Below are 18,224 nucleotides of genomic sequence, written 5' to 3' on the forward strand. Positions count from 1 at the left end.
ATGAGGAGGTAAACATTTATTGTTCGTAACGACATCGAACCTCGGTTCGTATCTGCGCCCTATGCGCTCGGTCAAGAAATCGCTGTCAAAAAGTCGAACGACCTAGCTGCAAATGATAATGATTATCATTTAGTATATATCGCAAATGAGAATCATTCTCATCAAAGAGCCCGTTTGAGCACGCCTGCCTGCGCACGCGTGCCGGGCGGAGCATGTGCAACCCCTCTTGACTGGACCACCATGGCAGCAACCCTACCCGGCTTGCGACGACGCCCCGCGCTGTTCGCCAGCACCTTCGCCTGCGCCTTCGCCACCCAGGCGCTGGCCTTTGATGCGCCCGCCGCGCTTGACGCAAGCACTCCGCTCGACCCCATCGTCATCACCGGCCAGCGCCTCGACAAGGCCGGCACCGTGACCGTGCTCGATGCGGCCGCCCTCACCCGCCAGGGCGTGACCGACATGCAGAACATGGCGCGCTATGCGCCGCTGGTCAGCGTGCCGGGCGCCGCCAGCGGCAGCGGCAACGTCTGGGACGGCGCCGGCAATACCGGCTTCAATATCCGCGGCGTCGAAGGCAACCGGGTGGGCCTGGACCTGGACGGCATCGAACTGCCCGAGGCCGCGCCGAAGCCCGACGCCTCGACCCTGAACGGCTTCGGCGTCGGCCGCGACTATGTCGATCCCGAGACCTTACGCTCGGTGACCATCCAGTCGGGCACCGCGCCGGCCGGCGCCGGGGCCCAGGGCCTGGGCGGCAACGTCTCCTTCGTCACCAAGGCGCCGGAAGACTACGTCAGCGAAGCCCGCCCCACCTATGCCGAATACAAGTTCGGATCGAACCGCGCCAACGACATGCGCATGCACGCGCTGACCGGCGCCGCGCAGTCCGGCGCACTCAAGGCGCTGGCGGTGCTGGTCCACCGCGACGGCAAGGAACTCGACTCGACGGGCAGCGCGCCGCTCAACCCGGACGACTGGGATTCGGACGCCCTGCTGGCCAAGCTGTCCTGGACGCCGTGGAGCGGGCACCGCTTCACGGCGACGATCGACGCCTTTCGCGCCGAGCACGACCGCGAATACGACAACAAGCAGGGCGCCCTCTACCCTGAAGGCGCGACCCAGGCCGGGCGCACCCGGCGCGACCGCTTCGGCATCGACCACCTGTTCCAGGGCGCCGGCGCATGGTTCGATACGCTCGAGAGCCGACTCTACATCCAGGACAGCGAAGTCGAAGACGTCACCAGGGCGCGCTACATCACCATGGGCCAGCCGGTGCTGCGCCATATCGCGACCAGCTTCGACAACCGCAGCGTGGGCTTCGCCAGCAACGCCAGCAAGCGGCTGGGCAGCCACGACCTGGCCTATGGCATCAATGTCGAGCAGACCGACACCGCGCGTCCATGGCGCGAAGACCGCACCGTCGTCAACAGCGGCGCCCAGCAGGTGACCAACAAGAACCGCATGGCCGACATGCGGTCGTTGCGCTTCTCCGCCTTCGCGCGCACCGACGTCGCCCTGTCGTCCTGGGCCAGCATCACGCCCGGCCTGCGCTACAACTGGCGCGAACTCGAGCCCAACAGCACGGACAACTACGCGATCGGCATTCCCAACGCCAGCCGCGAGCTGAAAAAGGAAACTGACAGCTACCTCACGCCGAGCCTGGGCTTGACCGCGCAGCTGGCGCCGAACCTGGAAACCTACCTGCAATACAGCCGCGGCACCCGCCTGCCGACCGCCGCCGAACGCACCGGCACCTACGATTCGCTCAGCTACACGGCAGTCGGCAACGCCTACGCGGTGATCGGCAATCCGAACCTGGACAAGGAAACCAGCAACGCCTTCGAGCTGGGCCTCAAAGGTCAGGTCGCGCGCGGCCTGCGCCTGCATGCGGCCCTGTTCAATACGCGTTACAAGAACCTGATCGAATATGCCTCGCAGCCGGCCGATCCGGTCAACTACCCGAACATCACCTTCGGCCTGTTCCGTCCCGAGAACGTCGGCAGCGCGCGCACCTGGGGCGGCGAGCTGACGCTCGACGCCGACCTGGGCCAGTGGAATCCATCTTTCAAGGGCGGCAAGCTGACCCTGGCGAGCGGCGTCCAGCGCAGCAAGGCGAAGAACAGCCGCACCGGACTGGAAAGCGAGCTGGCCTCGACCCTGCCGAAAAAGACCAGCCTGATCGCGGCCTGGATTGACCCTGCCCAGCGCGGCGGCATTGCCTTCGCCGCGGTCCATACCCGCGCCAAGCAGGCCGAACGCGACGTGATCGGCGGCGTGAACACGACCTTCTTTGCGGTCCCGTCAAGCACCGTGCTGGACCTGACCGGATACTGGAACATCAACGCGCACGCGTCGATCACCGCCGGCGTGTACAACCTGGCCGACAAGAAGTACTGGGACTACGCCTCGTCGCGCAGCCTGCCGGCCGCCACCACGGCCATCACCGCGGCCGACATCGAACGCCAGGCGCGCCCCGGGCGCCATGCGGCCGTCACCCTCAAGCTGGTCTATTGAACGAACAAGGAGAACACATTCATGAAACTTACCTGCCACTTCCTGGCCGCCGCCATCGCCCTGGCATTGGTCCCGGCGCAAGCCGCCCCGCAACTGGCGCAGCAGTGGGCCGAACTGAAGGCCAAAGAACCGCGCCTGCAGACGCGCGACGCCGCGCGCCAATTGAAGGTATCCGAGGCCGAGCTGCTCGCCACCGGCATTGGCAGCACCGTGGTGCGCCTGAAGGAAAGCGACCATGCGCCGCGCGAGATCATGCGCCGCGCCCTCGACCTGGGCAAGGTGATGGCGCTCACCCGCAACGAGAACGGCGTGATCGAGACCACCGGCGTGGCCATGCGCATCCCGAAGCAGGCCGAGAAAGGCAGCGCCGACGAGGCCGAACGCGAAGCGCGCAACCTGAACATCGCCGGCGGCTACCTCGGCGGCCCGATCGACCTGCGCTTCCAGTTCGCCAAATGGAAGTACGCCTTCGCCGTGACCCAGCCCGGCCGCGACGGCGCCATCAACCGCAGTCTGCAGTTCTTCGACGCCAGCGGCAACGCCGTGCACAAGCTCTACCTGCGCGACGACGCCAATGTACCGGTCTTCGACAAGCTGGTGGCCGACTTCCGCCATCCGAGCCAGAACGCCCAACTGGATGTGGCGCCCGTCGCGCCAAAGCCCGCCGAAAAACCCGACAACGCGGTCGACGTCAAGGAATTCCAGACCGTCTGGCAAGAGATGACCGACGTCCACCAGTTCAACCGCATCGTGTCGGAATTCGGCCTGACGCGCGAACAGGCGCTGCGCCTGGCCCCGGGCGGCGTGGTGCAGAAAGTGGCGCCGCAGGCGGTGCGCAAGCTGCTCGGGGATGCGGCGAAGAACGGGGTCGCGATCATGGCCTTCCTCGGCAATGGCGCACTCACGCAGATCTACAGCGGCAAGGTGAACAAGGTGATGGCGGCTGAAGGCTGGTTCAATGTGCTCGATCCGGACTTCAACCTGCACCTGCGCGACAGCGCGTTCAGGAGCGGCTACGTGGTGCGCCGCGCCGGCGTCACCTCGGTCGAGTTCTTCGACGACCAGGGCGAGCTGGTGGTGACCTTCTTCGGCGTGCGCGAGCGCGGCAAGCCGCAGCCGCAGTCGTGGCTCGACCTGGCGGCCAGCCTGCCGAAGGCATCAGCTCCGGGCTGACCTTCAGGGCTGGCCGAGCAGCCCTTCGACCTGCCGCATGCGATGCGGCAGGTCGCCTGCCAGCAAGGTGTAGGCGATGCCGCGCGCGGCCAGCGTCTCCACCAGCATCCGGTGCACCATCTGGCGCACCTCTTCCGATTCGCGCTGCAGGCCGTCCGGCTCCCACGGGGTGTCGGGCGCGGTGACGAAGGTCCAGGCGTAGTCGTGGCGCGCGTCGAGCGCCGCCAGCTGCGCATCCACCCTGCCCCAGTATACGCGGCTGTACAGCGCCGTCATCAGGGGCGTGGTGTCGCAAAACAGCAAGCGGCTTGCCTCGGCCGCCGCGGCATCCTCGCGCGCACGCTGGGTCAGCGCGATGCCATACTGATCCTCCTCGTGCGGCACCCTGCCCTGCGCATCGACGAATTCGCGCAGGTATTCGGGCACCCACAGCGTGCCGTAGTGGCGCGCCAGGGCCTCGGACAAGGTCGACTTGCCGGACGACTCGGCGCCGAGGATGGCGATGCGAGCTGCCTCGACACTCATGCGCGCTCCCGCGCCAAGGCAGCCCAGGTGCGCAGGCCGGCGATCGCCAGCAGCACGAACACGCCGTACAGCACGGCGGTCAGCACCAGGCCCTTGTACAGGTAGAGGCCGACGTACAGGATATCGACCGCGATCCATACATGCCAGTTCTCGACCTTCTTCTTCGCCAGCAGCAGCTGGCCGACCAGGCTGCCGGCGGTCAGGAAGCCGTCCGCGTGCGGCACGTCGGTGTCGGTGAAGTTGTCGAGGAAGGTCGACAAGAGCACGAAGCCCGCCAGCCAGGCCGCCAGCGACCAGGCGCGGCCGCCCGGTTTCAGGAAGGTAGGGAGCAGCGGCGCCGTACTAACTCCGGCAGCGCCGTGCAGCCACTGGTACCAGCCCCAGACCGAGGCCGCGATGAACACGAATTGCAGCCCCATGTCGCCGTACAGGCGCGCGTCGTAGAACACCACCGCATAGGTTGCGGATGAGGCGATCGAGAACAGCCAGGCCCAGTGCTTCTGGCGGATGTTGAGCACGACGGTGGTGACCGCCAGCAGGAAGGAGATCAATTCCAGCGGCGAGGTCGCGAGACCGGCGATGACGAGGGGTTCGTTCATTCTTGTTGGCGGAAAAACCGTCGTCCCCGCGCAGGCGGGGACCCAAGTGCTCTCGGCGCAGTCGCAGCGCTGGCAAACTTGGGTTCCCGCCTCCGCGGGAACGACGTGCAAGGTGTACGTCAGGGTGACAGTACACCACGTGGCAACGTCCCGATTACTTCTTCGGATACTTGATCGTCATTTCCTTGAGCAGGTTGTCGGCATGGTCGACTTCCTTCATCACCCACAGCATGTAGCGGATGTCGACGTGGATCGCGCGCGTGATGGCGGTGTCGAAGTACCAGTCCTTGGTGATCGATTCATAGGTCGAATCGAAGTTCAGGCCGATCAGTTCGCCGTTCTTGTTCATCACGGCCGAACCGGAGTTGCCGCCCGTGGTGTCGGCGCTCGACAGGAAGTTGACCGGCACCGTTCCCAGCGCCGCATCCTTGAACACGCCATAGCGCTTGGCCTGGATCGCTTCCTTGAGCGGGGCCGGCACGATGAACGGATCCTTGCCGGTCTCCTTTTCCAGGATGCCTTCGACCGTGGTGAACGGGCCCTTGACCAGGCCGTCGCGCGGCGAGAACGGCGACACGGTGCCGTAGGTCACGCGCAAGGTCGAGTTGGCGTCCGGGTAGACCGGTTTGCCCTGCGATTTCTTCCATGCGATCACGGCCGCCATGTATTGCGGGATCACGCGTTCGAGGTTGCCGTCGATCTCGTTGCGGCGCTCTTCCAGCGCCATGCCGGCGTCGTGCAGGCGCACCGCGAGCGCGATGAAAGGATCGTCCGACTTGCGGAAGGCGTCGGCGTCCTTGCCGATCCAGGCCAGGCGCGTGGCGGTATCCGACAGCTGGCTGGCCTTGTACATGCCAGCGAGCGCATCCTGCGCCGGCAGCAGCGCGTCCACGCCTGGTGGACGGACCTTGGCGTCGATGCCGGCGTAGCGCGCGAGGGCCGCGGCGTAGCGTGCCTGGTCCACCTGCGGCACGAACGACTGCTCCAGGCGGGTCAGGCGCGCCTTGATGAAGCCGAGGTCGCGTTCCTGGTAGCCGCTTTCGCGCTCGGCGTCCGGCTTGCCGCGTTCCAGCGCCAGGCGGTACAGGGTACGCGCGCTCTTGAGCAGGTCGCTGTGGGTGGCTTCGAGCCAGGCGGCTTCCTGGCGCTGCAGCGCCATGTCCTGGGCGATCACCGCGTCCAGTTCGGACAGCAGGCCGGCGTTGCCGTCCGCATGCGCCTTCTGCCAGGCGCGGAACTCGGCATCCTGCACGTCCTTGATGGCGGTGATGTCCTTGCGCGCGAAGCCGTCGAGCAGGCCCCTGGTCTTCTTGAGCACGTTGTTCAGGCCCTTGTCGACGCTCGCATAGCGCACGGTCCAGGACGGATTGCCCTGGGTCGCGGCGGCGATCACCGACAGGTCGGCGGTGATGCCCGCGGCCTTGGCCGGCAGGTCGACGTCGCGCGCGAAGCGGATCTCGCTCGGCAGCTTGTAGCGGCTGGTGCGGCCAGGATAGCCGGCCAGCAGGATAGGATCGCCGTTCTTCAGGCCCTCGGCCGAGACGACCAGGAAGTCCTTCGACTTGTAGGGCACGTTGTCGGGCGACGGGTCGGCCGGACGGCCGTCCTTGCCGACGTAGGCGCGGTAGAAGGCGTAGTCGCCGACGTGGCGCGGCCACTCGTAGTTGTCGATGTCGCCGCCGTAGTTGCCGATGCGGTCGGACGGCGCGTACACCAGGCGCACGTCGCGGATCATCAGCTGCTTGATGCGGTAATACTCGAGGCCGCGGTGGAAGGCCGGCACCGAGCAGCGCGTCGATTTGTCGGTTTCGCATTCGGCCACCAGGGCCTTGATGCGCGACTGGACCAGCGCGTGGCGCTCGCGGCCCGATAGGGACGGATTCAGGCCCTGGAGCACGCGCCCGGTCACGTTCTCGACCTTCTCGGTCACGTACACCAGCGTGTTCGGGCCGCCCGGCAGTTCGTCGGCGCGGGTCTTGGCCAGGAAGCCGTCGACGATGTAGTTCTTCTCGGCGCTCGAATTGCGCTGGATGGCGCCATAGGCGCAGTGGTGGTTGGTCACCACCAGGCCGTCGGGCGACACGAAGGACGCCGAGCAGCCGCCCAGCGAGACGATCGCGCTCATGGGATGCTTGCCGAGGTCGGCCAGCTTCTCGGCCGGCATGGTGATGCCGATGCGTTTCAGTTCGGATTTCAGTTGCGGCAGCTGGTGCGGTTGCCACTGGCCTTCGTCGGCGAAGGCGGCGCTCGCCGCGCCCAGGAGGGCGACGGGCAGGACGATCGATTTGAACAAGACAAGTCCTCGAGGTGAAAAAAGCAATGCGCGAGTATAGCCCCGTTGGGTGATGCCCGTGCGATTTTCTGGGGTATTGACGGCCGTCCCGGCGGCGTCAACATCACGTCATATTGGCGTGGCAAGATGTCACATCATGCAGAAAGAAGGCAGGCAGACATGCGCACCGAGGCCCCCCTGTACCGACACCAGGTCCTCTTCCTCTCCCAGAGCTTCTTTATCAAGGACAACCGCGCCGAATTGCTGCTGCACGCGCACAAATACGATTTTGACATCCGTTTTTTCAGCGAAGCGGCCGAATTCACCGCCGCCGTCGCGGCCGACCGTGGCGCCAGCCTGTTCGTGATCGACCTCGACGCCCTGCACAATATGCAGGCCGACCTGCACGACAGCCGCAAGACCCTGATGCTGGGCGAGCTGCTCGAACGCCTGCCGCCCGGCCATGAATACGTCTACCTGCAGTCGAGCCGCCAGGGCAGCCGCTTCCTGCTCCAGCAACGCCTGGTGGACAGCAACTGCCTGGCCTATGCCGAAAAGCCGATCGCCAACGACGTCCTGGTCGACAGGCTGTTCAACCTGTTGGCCCGCACCGGACGCGGCGACCCGGTGTCGCTCGTTTACCTCGGCGCGCCGGGCGACCTGGATACGGCGGCGCTGCTGGCGCAGCGGGTCGAAGTGGTCCATCACCCGGACGCGACCACGCTGCACCTGCGCGTCAAGGAGCTGCAGCCCGACCTGGTCGTGATTCTCGATGACGAGTACCGGCGCCTGGACGCGCTGGCGCGGGTCATGAAGAAGAACATCGAGGCCGATCCGGTGCGCGAGATCGTGCTGCTCCAGCGCCGCCCCGACGATGCGCTGGCGCGGCGCGCGCTCGGCGACGGCTTCGACACCGTCCTGCAGGCCAGCGGCGGCCTGGTCGAAGCGCAGCTGGCCAGCCGCGCCGCCAGGATCCGCGTCAGCAAGGACCTGATCGGCAAGGACCGCGCCACGGGCCTCCTGAACAAGGTGGGCCTGCAGCGCAAGACGCAAGACCTGATCCGGCAAGCCACGCTCGAGGGCAAGCCGCTCGCCTTCGGCGTGATCGACATCGACAAGTTCAAGACCATCAACGACACCTGGGGCCACCACTTCGGCGACATCGTCATCAAGCGCCTGTGCCTGTGCCTGGCGCCGCGAATGGGCGAGCGCGACCTGCTGGCGCGCTTCGGCGGCGAGGAATTCGTGGTCGTGTTCTGGGACTGCGCGCTCGACGCGGCGTGGCGCCGGCTCGACGCGCTGCGCCAGGCCTTCGGCGCGGTCGGGTTCCAGGTGGCGCCGGGCGAGGCGCGGCATTTTTCGTTCAGCGGCGGCCTGGCCGCGTTCCCCGAGCACCGCAGCGAGAACGCGCTGTTCCTGCGGGCGGATGCGATGCTGTACACAGCCAAGGAGACCGGCCGCAACAGGATTTGCTCTACATGAGCAATCCCGTCGTCTCGTCGGCCAGCACGATCGCTTCGTATTGTCGTCGCACCATCCCCTCGCCATACAGGCGCTCCAGCCGCCGCACCGCGAAATGCCCGCGGCTCATGTTCTGGAAATGGTCGACGAACAGCAGGTTGATGGTCGCGCCGCCCACCGCGCCCAGGGCCGGCACCAGCATCGCGGCGCCTTTTTGCGTCACGTGCACCTGGAAGCGCGCCGCCACCGTGGCGATCAGGCGCAGCAGGGCCGGCGTCGTGGCGGCGTTGGCCGACCTGGCCGCCAGCGCCTGGGCGGCGTCGCTCACCGCCCGCGCCAGCGCGATGCGCATCGCGAAATAGCCGGAATCGGCGGCATCGTCAGCGCCGCCCGGTCCGCCCATGGCCAGCACGCGCAGGCATTCCAGCCGGGTTTCGACATCTTGCGGACGTTCGCCATTGGCGCGCGCGATCTCGGCGATCGAGCGCAGCATGATGACGGTGGACAGCGGCAGGTCGACCAGGAGGCCCGGAAGGCCGAACACGCCGCCCACCCCGCCCGACACGCTCGCCGCGAACTTGTGCAGGCGCGGGTACGATGCCTCCTTGCCGCCGTCGGGCAGCGTGGACAGCGCTCCCGTCATCGCATACTGCAGCGCATGCTCGGTGGCCTCGCCCACCCGCTTTTGCCACGGCGCCGGCAGGCGCTCGATGGCCGCTTCGATCGGCGAGCCGACCAGGTTGCTGATGCGCGCGGCCAGGCCGGGGGTCTCCAGCAGGCGCTTGGCCTCGTGCAGCTCGGCCAGGTGTCCGGCAGTCATGTTCATGGCGATTTCCTCTCGAAAAAACGCGATGCAATGCAGCGTTAGCCCGGCAAATCGGTCAACTTGCCCAGGCAACGGCGCTCGAAACTGTCCAGGCCTTCGGTGACCAGCGCATCGTCCTCCAGCACCACGTGGGCGTCGAGCAGCAGCCGCAGCTTGGCGATCCGGTCGCCGCGTTCGAGCGTGCGCGCCAGTGGCGAGGCATCCGGCTGGCCGACGCCGGCGATGCCTTCCACCACGTCGGGCGGGAATTCCCAGTGGGCGGCGATGGTCGACGACAGGCCGCGGCTGACGTCGAACAGGCGCCGGCCGAAGTCGCTGGAGCCGGGAATCTTGCCGTTCTCGACCGCCCGCTCGGCCAGGCGGAAGGCCACCACCAGCCCCAGGTTCTGCATCAGGCCGGCCAGGTAGGCTTCGAACACGCCCGCGCCCAGGCCCGGCGCCATCAGGCTCGAGGCCAGCGCGCATTTCTCGGACTGGTTCCACACCAGCGGCGCGGCGTGGCGCGCGAAGCCCTGGTCGGCCATCCGGATCAGGGGCCGGAAGGCGATCCGGGCCAGCAGCATGCGCAGGCCATTCTGGCCGATCATCATGAGGGCGGCGTCGAGCGACTTCACCGCCTGCAGCGGCCGGTAATAGGCGCTGTTGGCCTCGCGGATCACCTCGGCCACCAGCACCAGGTCCTGCTCGACCTGGCGCGCCAGGTCTCCGGTCGAGACCTCGTCGTCGGCCAGGTCGCGCAGCAGCTTCGGGATCAGCTCAGGGATACGCGGCACCAGGCCGCTGGCGGCCAGCGGGTCGGCGGCCAGCGTGCGCACCAGGTCGAGGATGTGTTCCTCGACCTCCGCTCCGGCCTGGTAACCGCCGGATGCGGTCAGCCAGCGGTAATAGGCGGCGTCGACCTGGACGCCGTAGTCTTCCCCGAGCTCGTCCGCCTGCGGGGCGGCGCCGGCGGCGGCGTCAGGCGCCTTGTCGGCGCCGCTCAACATGCGATTAATCCAGTTTTTCATGGCGTGTGCCTGACTATCGATAATCGCAGCATTGTAATGCCTCATGCATGCTTACTGCACGACGCTAGCCAGCCTTTGTTCCTGCCAGCCGCCGCCCAGCGCCTGGATCAGCGACACCGCCGCCGTCTGGCGGTCGGCCTGCACCTGCACCAGCGAGCGGCGCGCGCTCAGGGCCGTGACCTGGGCCTGCACCACCTCGGTATAGCTGACCTGCCCCGCCTTGTAGCGGTTCAGGATCTGCTCTTCCACCAGGCCGGCCGCCTCGGCCGCCTCGGCCCGCAACTGCTGCTGCTGTTCCAGCACGCGGGTGGCGGACAGGCCGTTCTCGACGGCGGCGAAGGCGTCCAGGGCCACCTGGCGGTAGCGCGCCACGGTCGCCTGGTGGCGCGCCTCGGCGCCTTCGACGCTGGCGCGGGTGGCGCCGGCATTGAAGATGGTCTGGGCCGCCGACAGGCCGAACGACCAGGCCGCGGCCGACGCCGAGAACAGGTCGCCCACCCGGCTCGTGTTATTGCCGTAGGAAGCGGACAGGCCGAAATTCGGGAAGTAGGCCGAGCGTGCGACGCCGATGTCGGCATTGGCCGTCGCCACGTCGCGCTCGGCGGCGGCGATGTCGGGACGGCGCTGCAGCAGGGTCGAGGGCACGCCGACCGGCACGTCCGGCACCGACACATGCCATGGCGCCGGCGGCAGCGAGAAGCTTGAGGGGGTCTGGCCGACCAGCACCGCGATCGCGTGCTCGAGCTGGGCGCGCTGGTTCTGCAGGCCGAGCGCTTCGCTGCGCGCATTGGCGAGCTGGGTCTGGGCCTGCAGCACGTCGGAGCGCGCCGCGATGCCGGCCTCGAAACGGTTCGAGGTGATCTGCAGCACGCGCTCGTAGCCTTCGATGGTCGTGGCCAGCATCTCGCGCTGGGCGTCGGTCTGGCGCAGCGAGAAGTAGTTGATCGCCAACTCGCCCTGGGCCGCAAGGACCGCGCTGGCCAGGTCGGCGGCGGTGGCCTGGGCACTGGCCTCGGCGCCGGTCACGGCATTTCTCAGGCGGCCGAACACGTCCGGTTCCCAGCTGGCGCCGATCTGCAGGCGGTATGCATTATCGGCGCTGCGCTCTCCCCCGCCGGCGCGATCCGCGCCGGCGCCCAGCGACACCACCGGGAACAGCGAGGCGCGCTGCTGCGCCACCAGCGCGCGCGCCTGGGCGTAGTTGGCGACCGCCACCGCCACGTTCTGGTTCGCGGCCTCGACCTGCCTGGCCAGCCGATCGAGTTCGGGGTCTTCGAACAGGGTCCACCAGGGGCCGCGCTCGAGCGCGTCGGCCGGCACGGCCGGCACCCAGCCTGCGGCCTCCTTGTAGGCGCCCGGCAGCGCCGCACCGGCGGCAAGCGGGTCCGGGCGTTCGTAGGCCGGACCGACGGCGCAGCCGCCTAGGACCAAGGCAAGGGCAAGCAGGGAAAGACGGAATGGAAGCTGTTGTCGCATAGTGGTCATGGTTTGGCCAGTGACGGACCACCTTCGTCTTCATGAGGGTGGCGCGTCAGATTGTGTTCATCGGGTTTGCGCGTGCGCAGCTTGTCGAGCAGGACGTAGACCACCGGCGTGGTGAGCAGGGTCAGGAGCTGGCTCGCGACCAGGCCGCCGATGATGGCGATGCCCAGCGGGCGGCGCAACTCCGAGCCTTCGCCGAAGCCGATCGCCAGCGGCAGCGCGCCCAGGGCCGCGGCCAGGGTCGTCATCAGGATCGGGCGGAAGCGCAGCATGCAGGCCTCGCGCACCGCCTCGGTCGCGGAGAGGCCGCGCGCGCGTTCCGCTTCGAGCGCGAAGTCGATGATCAGGATCGCGTTCTTCTTGACGATGCCGATCAGCAGGAACACCCCGATCAGGGCGATGATCGAGAACTCCATCTTGAACAGCAGCAGCGCCAGCACCGCGCCGACGCCGGCCGACGGCAGGGTCGAGAGCACCGTCACCGGGTGCACCAGGCTTTCGTACAGGATGCCCAGCACGATATAGATAACGATGATCGCGGCCAGGATCAGGAGCGGCTGCTCCTTGCTCGACTCTTGCGCCGCCGCCGCCGTGCCCTGGAAGCTGCCGCGCACATTGATCGGCATGCCGATGTCGGCCTCGGCCTGGCGCACCGCGGCCTCGCCGTCGGTCAGCGAGAAGCCCGGGTTCAGGTTGTACGACACCGTGGTCGCCAGTTCCCCGTCCTGGTGGTTGACCGAGGTCGGTGTGGCGCTTTCGGCGAAGCGCGCGATCGCCGAAAGGGGCACCATGGTGGCGGCGGCGCTGGCCAGGGCCTGCCCGCCGGACGGGTCGCGCGCCGCGGTGAGATAGGCGGTCGACGAGGTCGAGGCGCCGGCGGCGCCGGCGGCGGCGGCCGTGCCGGTGCCGGTGGAGACCGCGCTCGAGGCCCCGCCGGTCGGCCGCGCCGGGACGTAGACGTCCTTCAGCGCTTCGGGCGACTGCGCGTATTTCTGGGCCACGCCCATCACCACGTGGTACTGGTTCAGCTCATCGTAGATGTTCGCCACCTGGCGCTGGCCGAAGGCGTTGTACAGGGCATTGGTGACGTCGCGCGTGGTGATGCCCAGGCGCGCCGCCGATGCCTTGTCGATCGTGACATAGGTCTCGACGCCGTTCTCGGCCTGGTCGGTGTCGACGTCCACCAGCGCCGGCTGCGCCTTCATGGATTCGGCCAGGCGCGTGGCCCACACCTTGAGGTCTTCGGCGTTGTCGCTCTTGAGCGTGTACTGGTAGGTCGAGTTGCTGGAGCGCCCGCCCATGCGCAAGTCCTGCACGGGATTCAGGAAGATCGTGATGCCGGTGACCTTCGCCATCTGCGGACGCAGGCGCGCGATCACGGCCTGCGCCGCGACGTCGCGCTCGCCCACCGGTTTGAGGTTGACGAACATGAAACCGCCGCCCGCGCGCCCGCCGCCGGTGAAGGCGACGACCGTGTCGACCGCCGGATCCTTGCGGATGATCTCCACCAGCTGGTAGATCTTCTGCTGCATGGCCTGGGACGAGATGCTCTGGTCGGCGCGGATGCCGCCATTCATCTGGCCCGAGTCCTGCTGCGGGAAGAAACCCTTGGGGGCGCTGGAGAACAGATAGACGTTCAGCCCCACCGTGAACAGCAGGATGATCATCACCAGGAGTTTACTGTCCAGCGCCCAGTCGAGCGCATGCTCGTAGACGCGCAGCACGCGCGCAAAGCCAGATTCGGACCAGCGCGCGAGGCGCCCCGGCTGCTTGTCCTTGTCTTCCTTGCGCAGCAGCCAGGCGCACATCATCGGCGTCGTGGTCAAGGAGATCACCAGCGAGATCAGCACCGCCGCCGACAGCGTCACCGCGAACTCGCGGAACAGGCGTCCCACCTGCCCGCCCATGAACAGCAGCGGAATGAACACCGCCACCAGCGACAGCGAGATCGACAGCACCGTGAAGCCGACCTCGCGCGCGCCCAGCAGCGCGGCCTGCATGCGGTCCATGCCGTTTTCGATATGGCGCGCGGTATTTTCGAGCACCACGATGGCGTCGTCGACGACGAAGCCGGCGGCCACCGTCAAGGCCATCAGCGACAGGTTGTTGAGCGAGAAGCCGAGCGCGTACATCACGCCGAAGGTGCCCAGCAGGGACACCACGGTGGCCACCGCCGGCACCACGGTGGCGCGCAAGGACCGCAGGAACACGCTGACCACCGCCACCACCAGCACGATCGACAGCACCAGGGTGAACTCGATCTCGTGCAGCGAGGCGCGGATCGAGTTGGTGCGGTCCGAGGCCACCGCCAGGCTGATGTCGCCCGGCAGCTGCGCCTGCAGGGACGGCAGCAGGTCGCGGATCCCGTCCACGGTCTCGATCACATTGGCCTCGGGCTGGCGCGTGACCAGCACGATCACCGCCGGCTGGCCGTTGAACAGGCCCAGCGTGTACACGTTCTCGGGACCGTCGAACACGGTGGCCACGTCCGACAGGCGCACGGCGGCGCCGTCGCGCCAGGCCACCACCAGGTCACGATAGTCGCTGGCGCTGCGGCCGTCGCCGCCGGCCGGCTGCGAATAGATCTGCAGCCGGTTGCCGTTGCCCTCGATCTCGCCCTTGGGGCGGTTCGGATTGCTGGCCTGGATCGCGGCGCGCACGTCTTCGCTCGAGACGCCATAGCGGTTCATCGCATACGGCACCAGCTCGACCCGCACCGCCGGCAGCGAGCCGCCGCCGATTTCCACTTCGCCCACGCCCTTCACCTGGGCCAGGCGCTGCTGGACCAGGTTCGACACCGATTCGTAGATCTGGGCCGGCGACTTCGTCTTGGAGGTCAGCGCGAGAATGATCACCGGCGCGTCCGACGGATTGGCCTTGCGATAGGTCGGGTTGCTGCGCAAGGTCGCCGGCAGGTCGGCGCGCGAGGCGCTGATCGCCGCCTGCACTTCGCGCGCGGCGGCGTCGATCTGGCGGTTCAGCTCGAACTGCAGGTTGATGCGGGTCGAGCCGGTGCTGCTGCTCGATGTCATCTCGTTGACGCCGGCGATCACGCCCAGCCGCCGCTCGAGCGGCGTGGCCACGCTCGATGCCATGGTTTCCGGGCTGGCGCCCGGAAGCGAGGCCGACACCGACACGGTCGGATAGTCGACCTGGGGCAGCGGCGCCACCGGCAGCACGAAATAGGCGCCGATGCCGGCCAGCGCCAGGCCGATCGTCAGCAGGACCGTGGCGATCGGGCGCTCGACGAAGGGGCGCGACAGGTTCATGCGCCCGCCCCTTCGGTTTTGTGCGGCGCCTTGCCGGTCCAGCGCCGCGCGGTGCGGTCGAAGGCCAGGTAGATCACCGGGGTGGTGAAGAGGGTCAGCAACTGGCTCAGGATCAGGCCGCCGAAGATGGCCAGGCCGAGCGGCCGGCGCAGCTCGGCGCCTTCGCCGGTGCCGAGCATCAGCGGGATGGCCGCGAACAGCGCCGCCAGCGTCGTCATCAGGATCGGGCGGAAGCGCAGCAGCGCGGCCTGCCTGATCGCCACCAGCGGCGACTTGCCCTCCTCGCGCTCGGCCTCGATCGCGAAGTCGATCATCATGATGGCGTTCTTCTTGACGATGCCGATCAGGAGGATGATGCCGATGATGCCGATCACGCCCAGGCCCTGGCCGCTGACCCACAACGCCAGCAGCGCGCCGACGCCGGCCGACGGCAGGGTCGACAGGATGGTCAGCGGGTGGATGTAGCTCTCGTAGAGCACACCCAGCACGATGTAGACGCAGACGACGGCGGCCAGGATCAGCCACAGCTGGTTCGACAGCGAGGCCTCGTAGGCGCCGGAGGCGCCGAGGAAGGTCATGCTGACCGAGGCCGGCATGCCGATCTCCTCGGCGGCGGCGCGGATCGCGCTCACGGCCTGGCCCAGCGAGGCGCCGGAGGCGGTGTCGAAGCCGACCGTCGCCGCCGGGTACTGGGCCACGTGGATCACCTGCAGCGGCGCCTGGCGTTCGCTGATGGTGGCGATCGCCGACAGCGGCGTCGGCTGGCCGGAACCGGTGCGCAGCTGCAGGCGGCCGAGCGCGGCGATCGACATCTCCTCGTCCTGCTGCGCCTCCAGGATCACGCGGTACTGGTTGGTCTCGGTGAAGATGGTGGACACGATGCGCTGGCCGAAGGCGCTGTACAGCGCGTCGTCGATCGAGGCGGCCGTGATCGACAGCCGCGACGCGGTGTCGCGGTCGATGTCGATGAAGGCGGCGGCGCCCGTCGCGCCGGCATCGGTGATCGCCGTGCGCAGCTCGGGCAGGCTGCCGATCTTCTGCGTCAGCCGGCGCGCCCACTCGTTGACGGTGTCCTCGTCCGCGCCTTCGATCGACAGCCGGTACTGGGTCGGGCCGCTTTCGGCGTCGATGGTCAGGTCCTGGGTCGGCTGCAGGAACAGCTGCAGGCCCGCCACATTGGCCACGCGCTGGCGCAGGCGCTGCATGGTCTCGAGCTGGTCGCCGCGGTCGGCCTTCAGGTTGATCAGCATGGTGCCGGTATGCAGCATGGTGTTGTTGGCGGCGTCGACGCCCACGTAGGACGCCACCGAGGCGACTTCCGGGTCAGCCATGATTTGCCGCGCCGCTTCCTGCTGCAGTTTCGCCATGTCGGTGTACGAGATCGATTGCCGCGCCTGCACCCGCGCCTGCAGCTGGCCGGTGTCCTGGGTCGGGAACAGGCCCTTCGGGATGACCGTCCACATCAGGGCGGTCAGGACCAGGGTACCCAGCGCCACCAGCAGGGTCAGGCCCTGGCGCTTCAGGACCCAGCCGAGCATCACGTCGTAGCGCTCGATGACGCGGTCAAAGAAGGCCTGGAACCGGATGGCGAACCTGCTCGGCTTTTCTTCCTCGTGGCTGCGCAGCCAGCGCGCCGACATCATCGGCACCAGCGTCAGCGACACCACGCCGGAGATCAGGATCGTGATCGCCAGCGTGACGGCGAATTCGCGGAACAGGCGGCCGACCACGTCGCCCATGAACAGCAGCGGGATCAGCACCGCGATCAGGGACACGGTCAGCGAGATGATGGTGAAGCCGATCTGGCTGGCGCCCTTGATCGCGGCCGCCATCGGTTTTTCGCCCTTTTCGATATAGCGCGCGATGTTCTCGATCATGACGATCGCGTCGTCGACCACGAAGCCGGTGGCGATCGTCAGCGCCATCAGCGACAGGTTGTTGAGGCTGTAGCCGAGCAGGTACATCACGCCGAAGCTGCCGATCAGCGAGATCGGCACGGCGAGACTGGCGATGATGGTCGCGCGCAGGCTGTGCAGGAAAGCGAAGATCACCAGCACCACCAGCACCACGGCCAGCAGCAGTTCGATCTGCACGTGCTTGACCGAGGCCCGGATGCCGGTGGTGCGGTCGCTCAGCACGTCCATGCGCAGCGCCGTCGGCAGGCCGGCCTGCAGCTCGGGCAGGCGCGCCTTGATCGCGTCCACGGTGGCGATCACGTTGGCGCCCGGCTGGCGCTGGACGTTGAGGATGATCGCCGGCTTCATATTGGCCCAGGCGCCCAGGCGCACGTTCTCGGCGCTGTCGACCACCTTCGCCACATCGAGCAGCTTGACGGGGGCGCCGTTGCGGTAGGCGACGATCAGGTTTTGATAGTCGGGGACGGTGACCAGCTGGTCGTTGGCATTGATCGCATACGAGCGGGTCGGGCCGTCGAAACTGCCCTTGGCGCTGTTGGCGTTGGCGGCGCTGATCGCGGTGCGCAGCGTGTCCAGCCCCAGGCCATACGACGCCAGCGCCTCGGTATCGGCCTGGATCCGCACCGCCGGCCGTTGGCCGCCCGACAGCGAGACCTGGCCCACGCCCGAGACCTGGCTGATCTTGAGCGCAAGGCGCGTGTTGACCAGGTTCTGCACCTCGGTCAGTGGCAGGGTGTCCGAGGTGATGGCCAGGGTCAGCACCGGCGCGTCGGCCGGGTTGACCTTGGCGTAGACCGGCGGCGCCGGCAGGTCGGTCGGCAGCAGCGAGCCGCCGGCGTTGATCGCGGCCTGCACTTCCTGCTCGGCCACGTCGAGCGTCTCGCCCAGCGCGAACTGCAGGGTGACGATCGAGACCCCGGCGGCGCTGGTGGAACTCATGCGGGTCAGGCCGGCCATCTGGCCGAACTGGCGCTCCAGCGGCGCGGTGACGGTGCGCGCCATGACCTCGGGACTGGCGCCCGGGTACAGGGTCTGCACCTGGATGGTCGGGAAGTCCACCTGCGGCAGCGCCGACAGCGGCAGGAAGCGGTAGCCGACCAGGCCCGACAGCACGATCGCCAGCATCAGCAAGGCGGTGGCGACCGGGCGGTTGATGAAGGGAGTGGAAGGACTCATCGGA

At 67.8% G+C, this 18,224-nt stretch carries 11 protein-coding genes; 3 read left to right on the forward strand and 8 right to left on the reverse strand.

The annotated features are described in order from the left end of the window. The first annotated feature begins 240 nt into the window (after nucleotides 1-240). Together KY496_RS09635 and KY496_RS09640 are read left to right on the forward strand one after the other, a co-directional pair. Nucleotides 241-2,514 (forward strand): TonB-dependent receptor domain-containing protein, encoded by a 2,274-nt coding sequence (locus KY496_RS09635; protein WP_219864599.1) that lies wholly within the window; start codon nucleotides 241-243, stop codon nucleotides 2,512-2,514. Nucleotides 2,515-2,535: 21 nt separating this feature from the next. Then, complete coding sequence (locus tag KY496_RS09640) at nucleotides 2,536-3,687, forward strand: hemin-degrading factor (protein ID WP_219864600.1); 1,152 nt, start codon at nucleotides 2,536-2,538, stop codon at nucleotides 3,685-3,687. Nucleotides 3,688-3,690: 3 nt separating this feature from the next. Here KY496_RS09640 and KY496_RS09645 read toward each other — a convergent pair whose 3' ends face one another. The 3 genes from KY496_RS09645 to KY496_RS09655 all read right to left on the reverse strand — a co-directional run bounded on the left by KY496_RS09645 (nucleotide 3,691) and on the right by KY496_RS09655 (nucleotide 7,104). Further along, a complete protein-coding gene (locus KY496_RS09645; RefSeq protein ID WP_219864601.1) occupies nucleotides 3,691-4,212 on the reverse strand; it encodes an AAA family ATPase in 522 nt (173 codons plus the stop codon). Continuing rightward, nucleotides 4,209-4,811, reverse strand: a complete 603-nt coding sequence (gene pnuC, locus KY496_RS09650; protein ID WP_005666521.1) for a nicotinamide riboside transporter PnuC — start codon at nucleotides 4,809-4,811, stop codon at nucleotides 4,209-4,211. The genes KY496_RS09645 and pnuC overlap by 4 nt, the downstream gene beginning before the upstream one ends. Nucleotides 4,812-4,965: 154 nt before the next feature. Beyond that, nucleotides 4,966-7,104: a S46 family peptidase gene (locus KY496_RS09655; RefSeq protein ID WP_219864602.1), complete on the reverse strand. Its 2,139-nt coding sequence runs from the start codon at nucleotides 7,102-7,104 to the stop codon at nucleotides 4,966-4,968. A gap of 159 nt (nucleotides 7,105-7,263) precedes the next feature. Here KY496_RS09655 and KY496_RS09660 point away from each other — a divergent pair, with 159 nt between their 5' ends. After that, nucleotides 7,264-8,565 (forward strand): diguanylate cyclase, encoded by a 1,302-nt coding sequence (locus KY496_RS09660; protein ID WP_219864603.1) that lies wholly within the window; start codon nucleotides 7,264-7,266, stop codon nucleotides 8,563-8,565. On the opposite strand, the gene KY496_RS09665 is transcribed toward KY496_RS09660, so the two are convergent. From KY496_RS09665 to KY496_RS09685, 5 genes are read right to left on the reverse strand one after another with little or no spacing between them, the layout of a single operon-like run. Continuing rightward, nucleotides 8,558-9,370 carry an EcsC family protein gene (locus KY496_RS09665; protein ID WP_219864604.1) on the reverse strand — a complete coding sequence of 271 codons (813 nt, stop codon included), beginning with the start codon at nucleotides 9,368-9,370 and terminating at the stop codon, nucleotides 8,558-8,560. The two genes, KY496_RS09660 and KY496_RS09665, sit on opposite strands and share 8 nt — an antisense overlap. 38 nt (nucleotides 9,371-9,408) lie before the next feature. Then, the gene (locus tag KY496_RS09670) at nucleotides 9,409-10,377 is read right to left on the reverse strand and encodes an HDOD domain-containing protein (protein WP_219864605.1); all 969 of its coding nucleotides are present in this window, start codon (nucleotides 10,375-10,377) and stop codon (nucleotides 9,409-9,411) included. 51 nt (nucleotides 10,378-10,428) lie between these two features. Further along, the gene (locus KY496_RS09675; protein WP_219864606.1) at nucleotides 10,429-11,862 is read right to left on the reverse strand and encodes an efflux transporter outer membrane subunit; all 1,434 of its coding nucleotides are present in this window, start codon (nucleotides 11,860-11,862) and stop codon (nucleotides 10,429-10,431) included. Then, on the reverse strand, nucleotides 11,859-15,128 hold the full coding sequence (locus tag KY496_RS09680) for an efflux RND transporter permease subunit (protein ID WP_219864607.1): 3,270 nt from the start codon (nucleotides 15,126-15,128) through the stop codon (nucleotides 11,859-11,861). The genes KY496_RS09675 and KY496_RS09680 overlap by 4 nt, the downstream gene beginning before the upstream one ends. Further along, on the reverse strand, nucleotides 15,125-18,220 hold the full coding sequence (locus tag KY496_RS09685; protein ID WP_219864608.1) for an efflux RND transporter permease subunit: 3,096 nt from the start codon (nucleotides 18,218-18,220) through the stop codon (nucleotides 15,125-15,127). Before KY496_RS09685 ends, KY496_RS09680 begins: the two co-directional genes overlap by 4 nt. Between the last annotated feature and the right edge of the window lie 4 nt (nucleotides 18,221-18,224).

It is taken from the genome of Massilia sp. NP310, assembly GCF_019443485.1.
GTDB lineage: Bacteria > Pseudomonadota > Gammaproteobacteria > Burkholderiales > Burkholderiaceae_D > Telluria > Telluria timonae.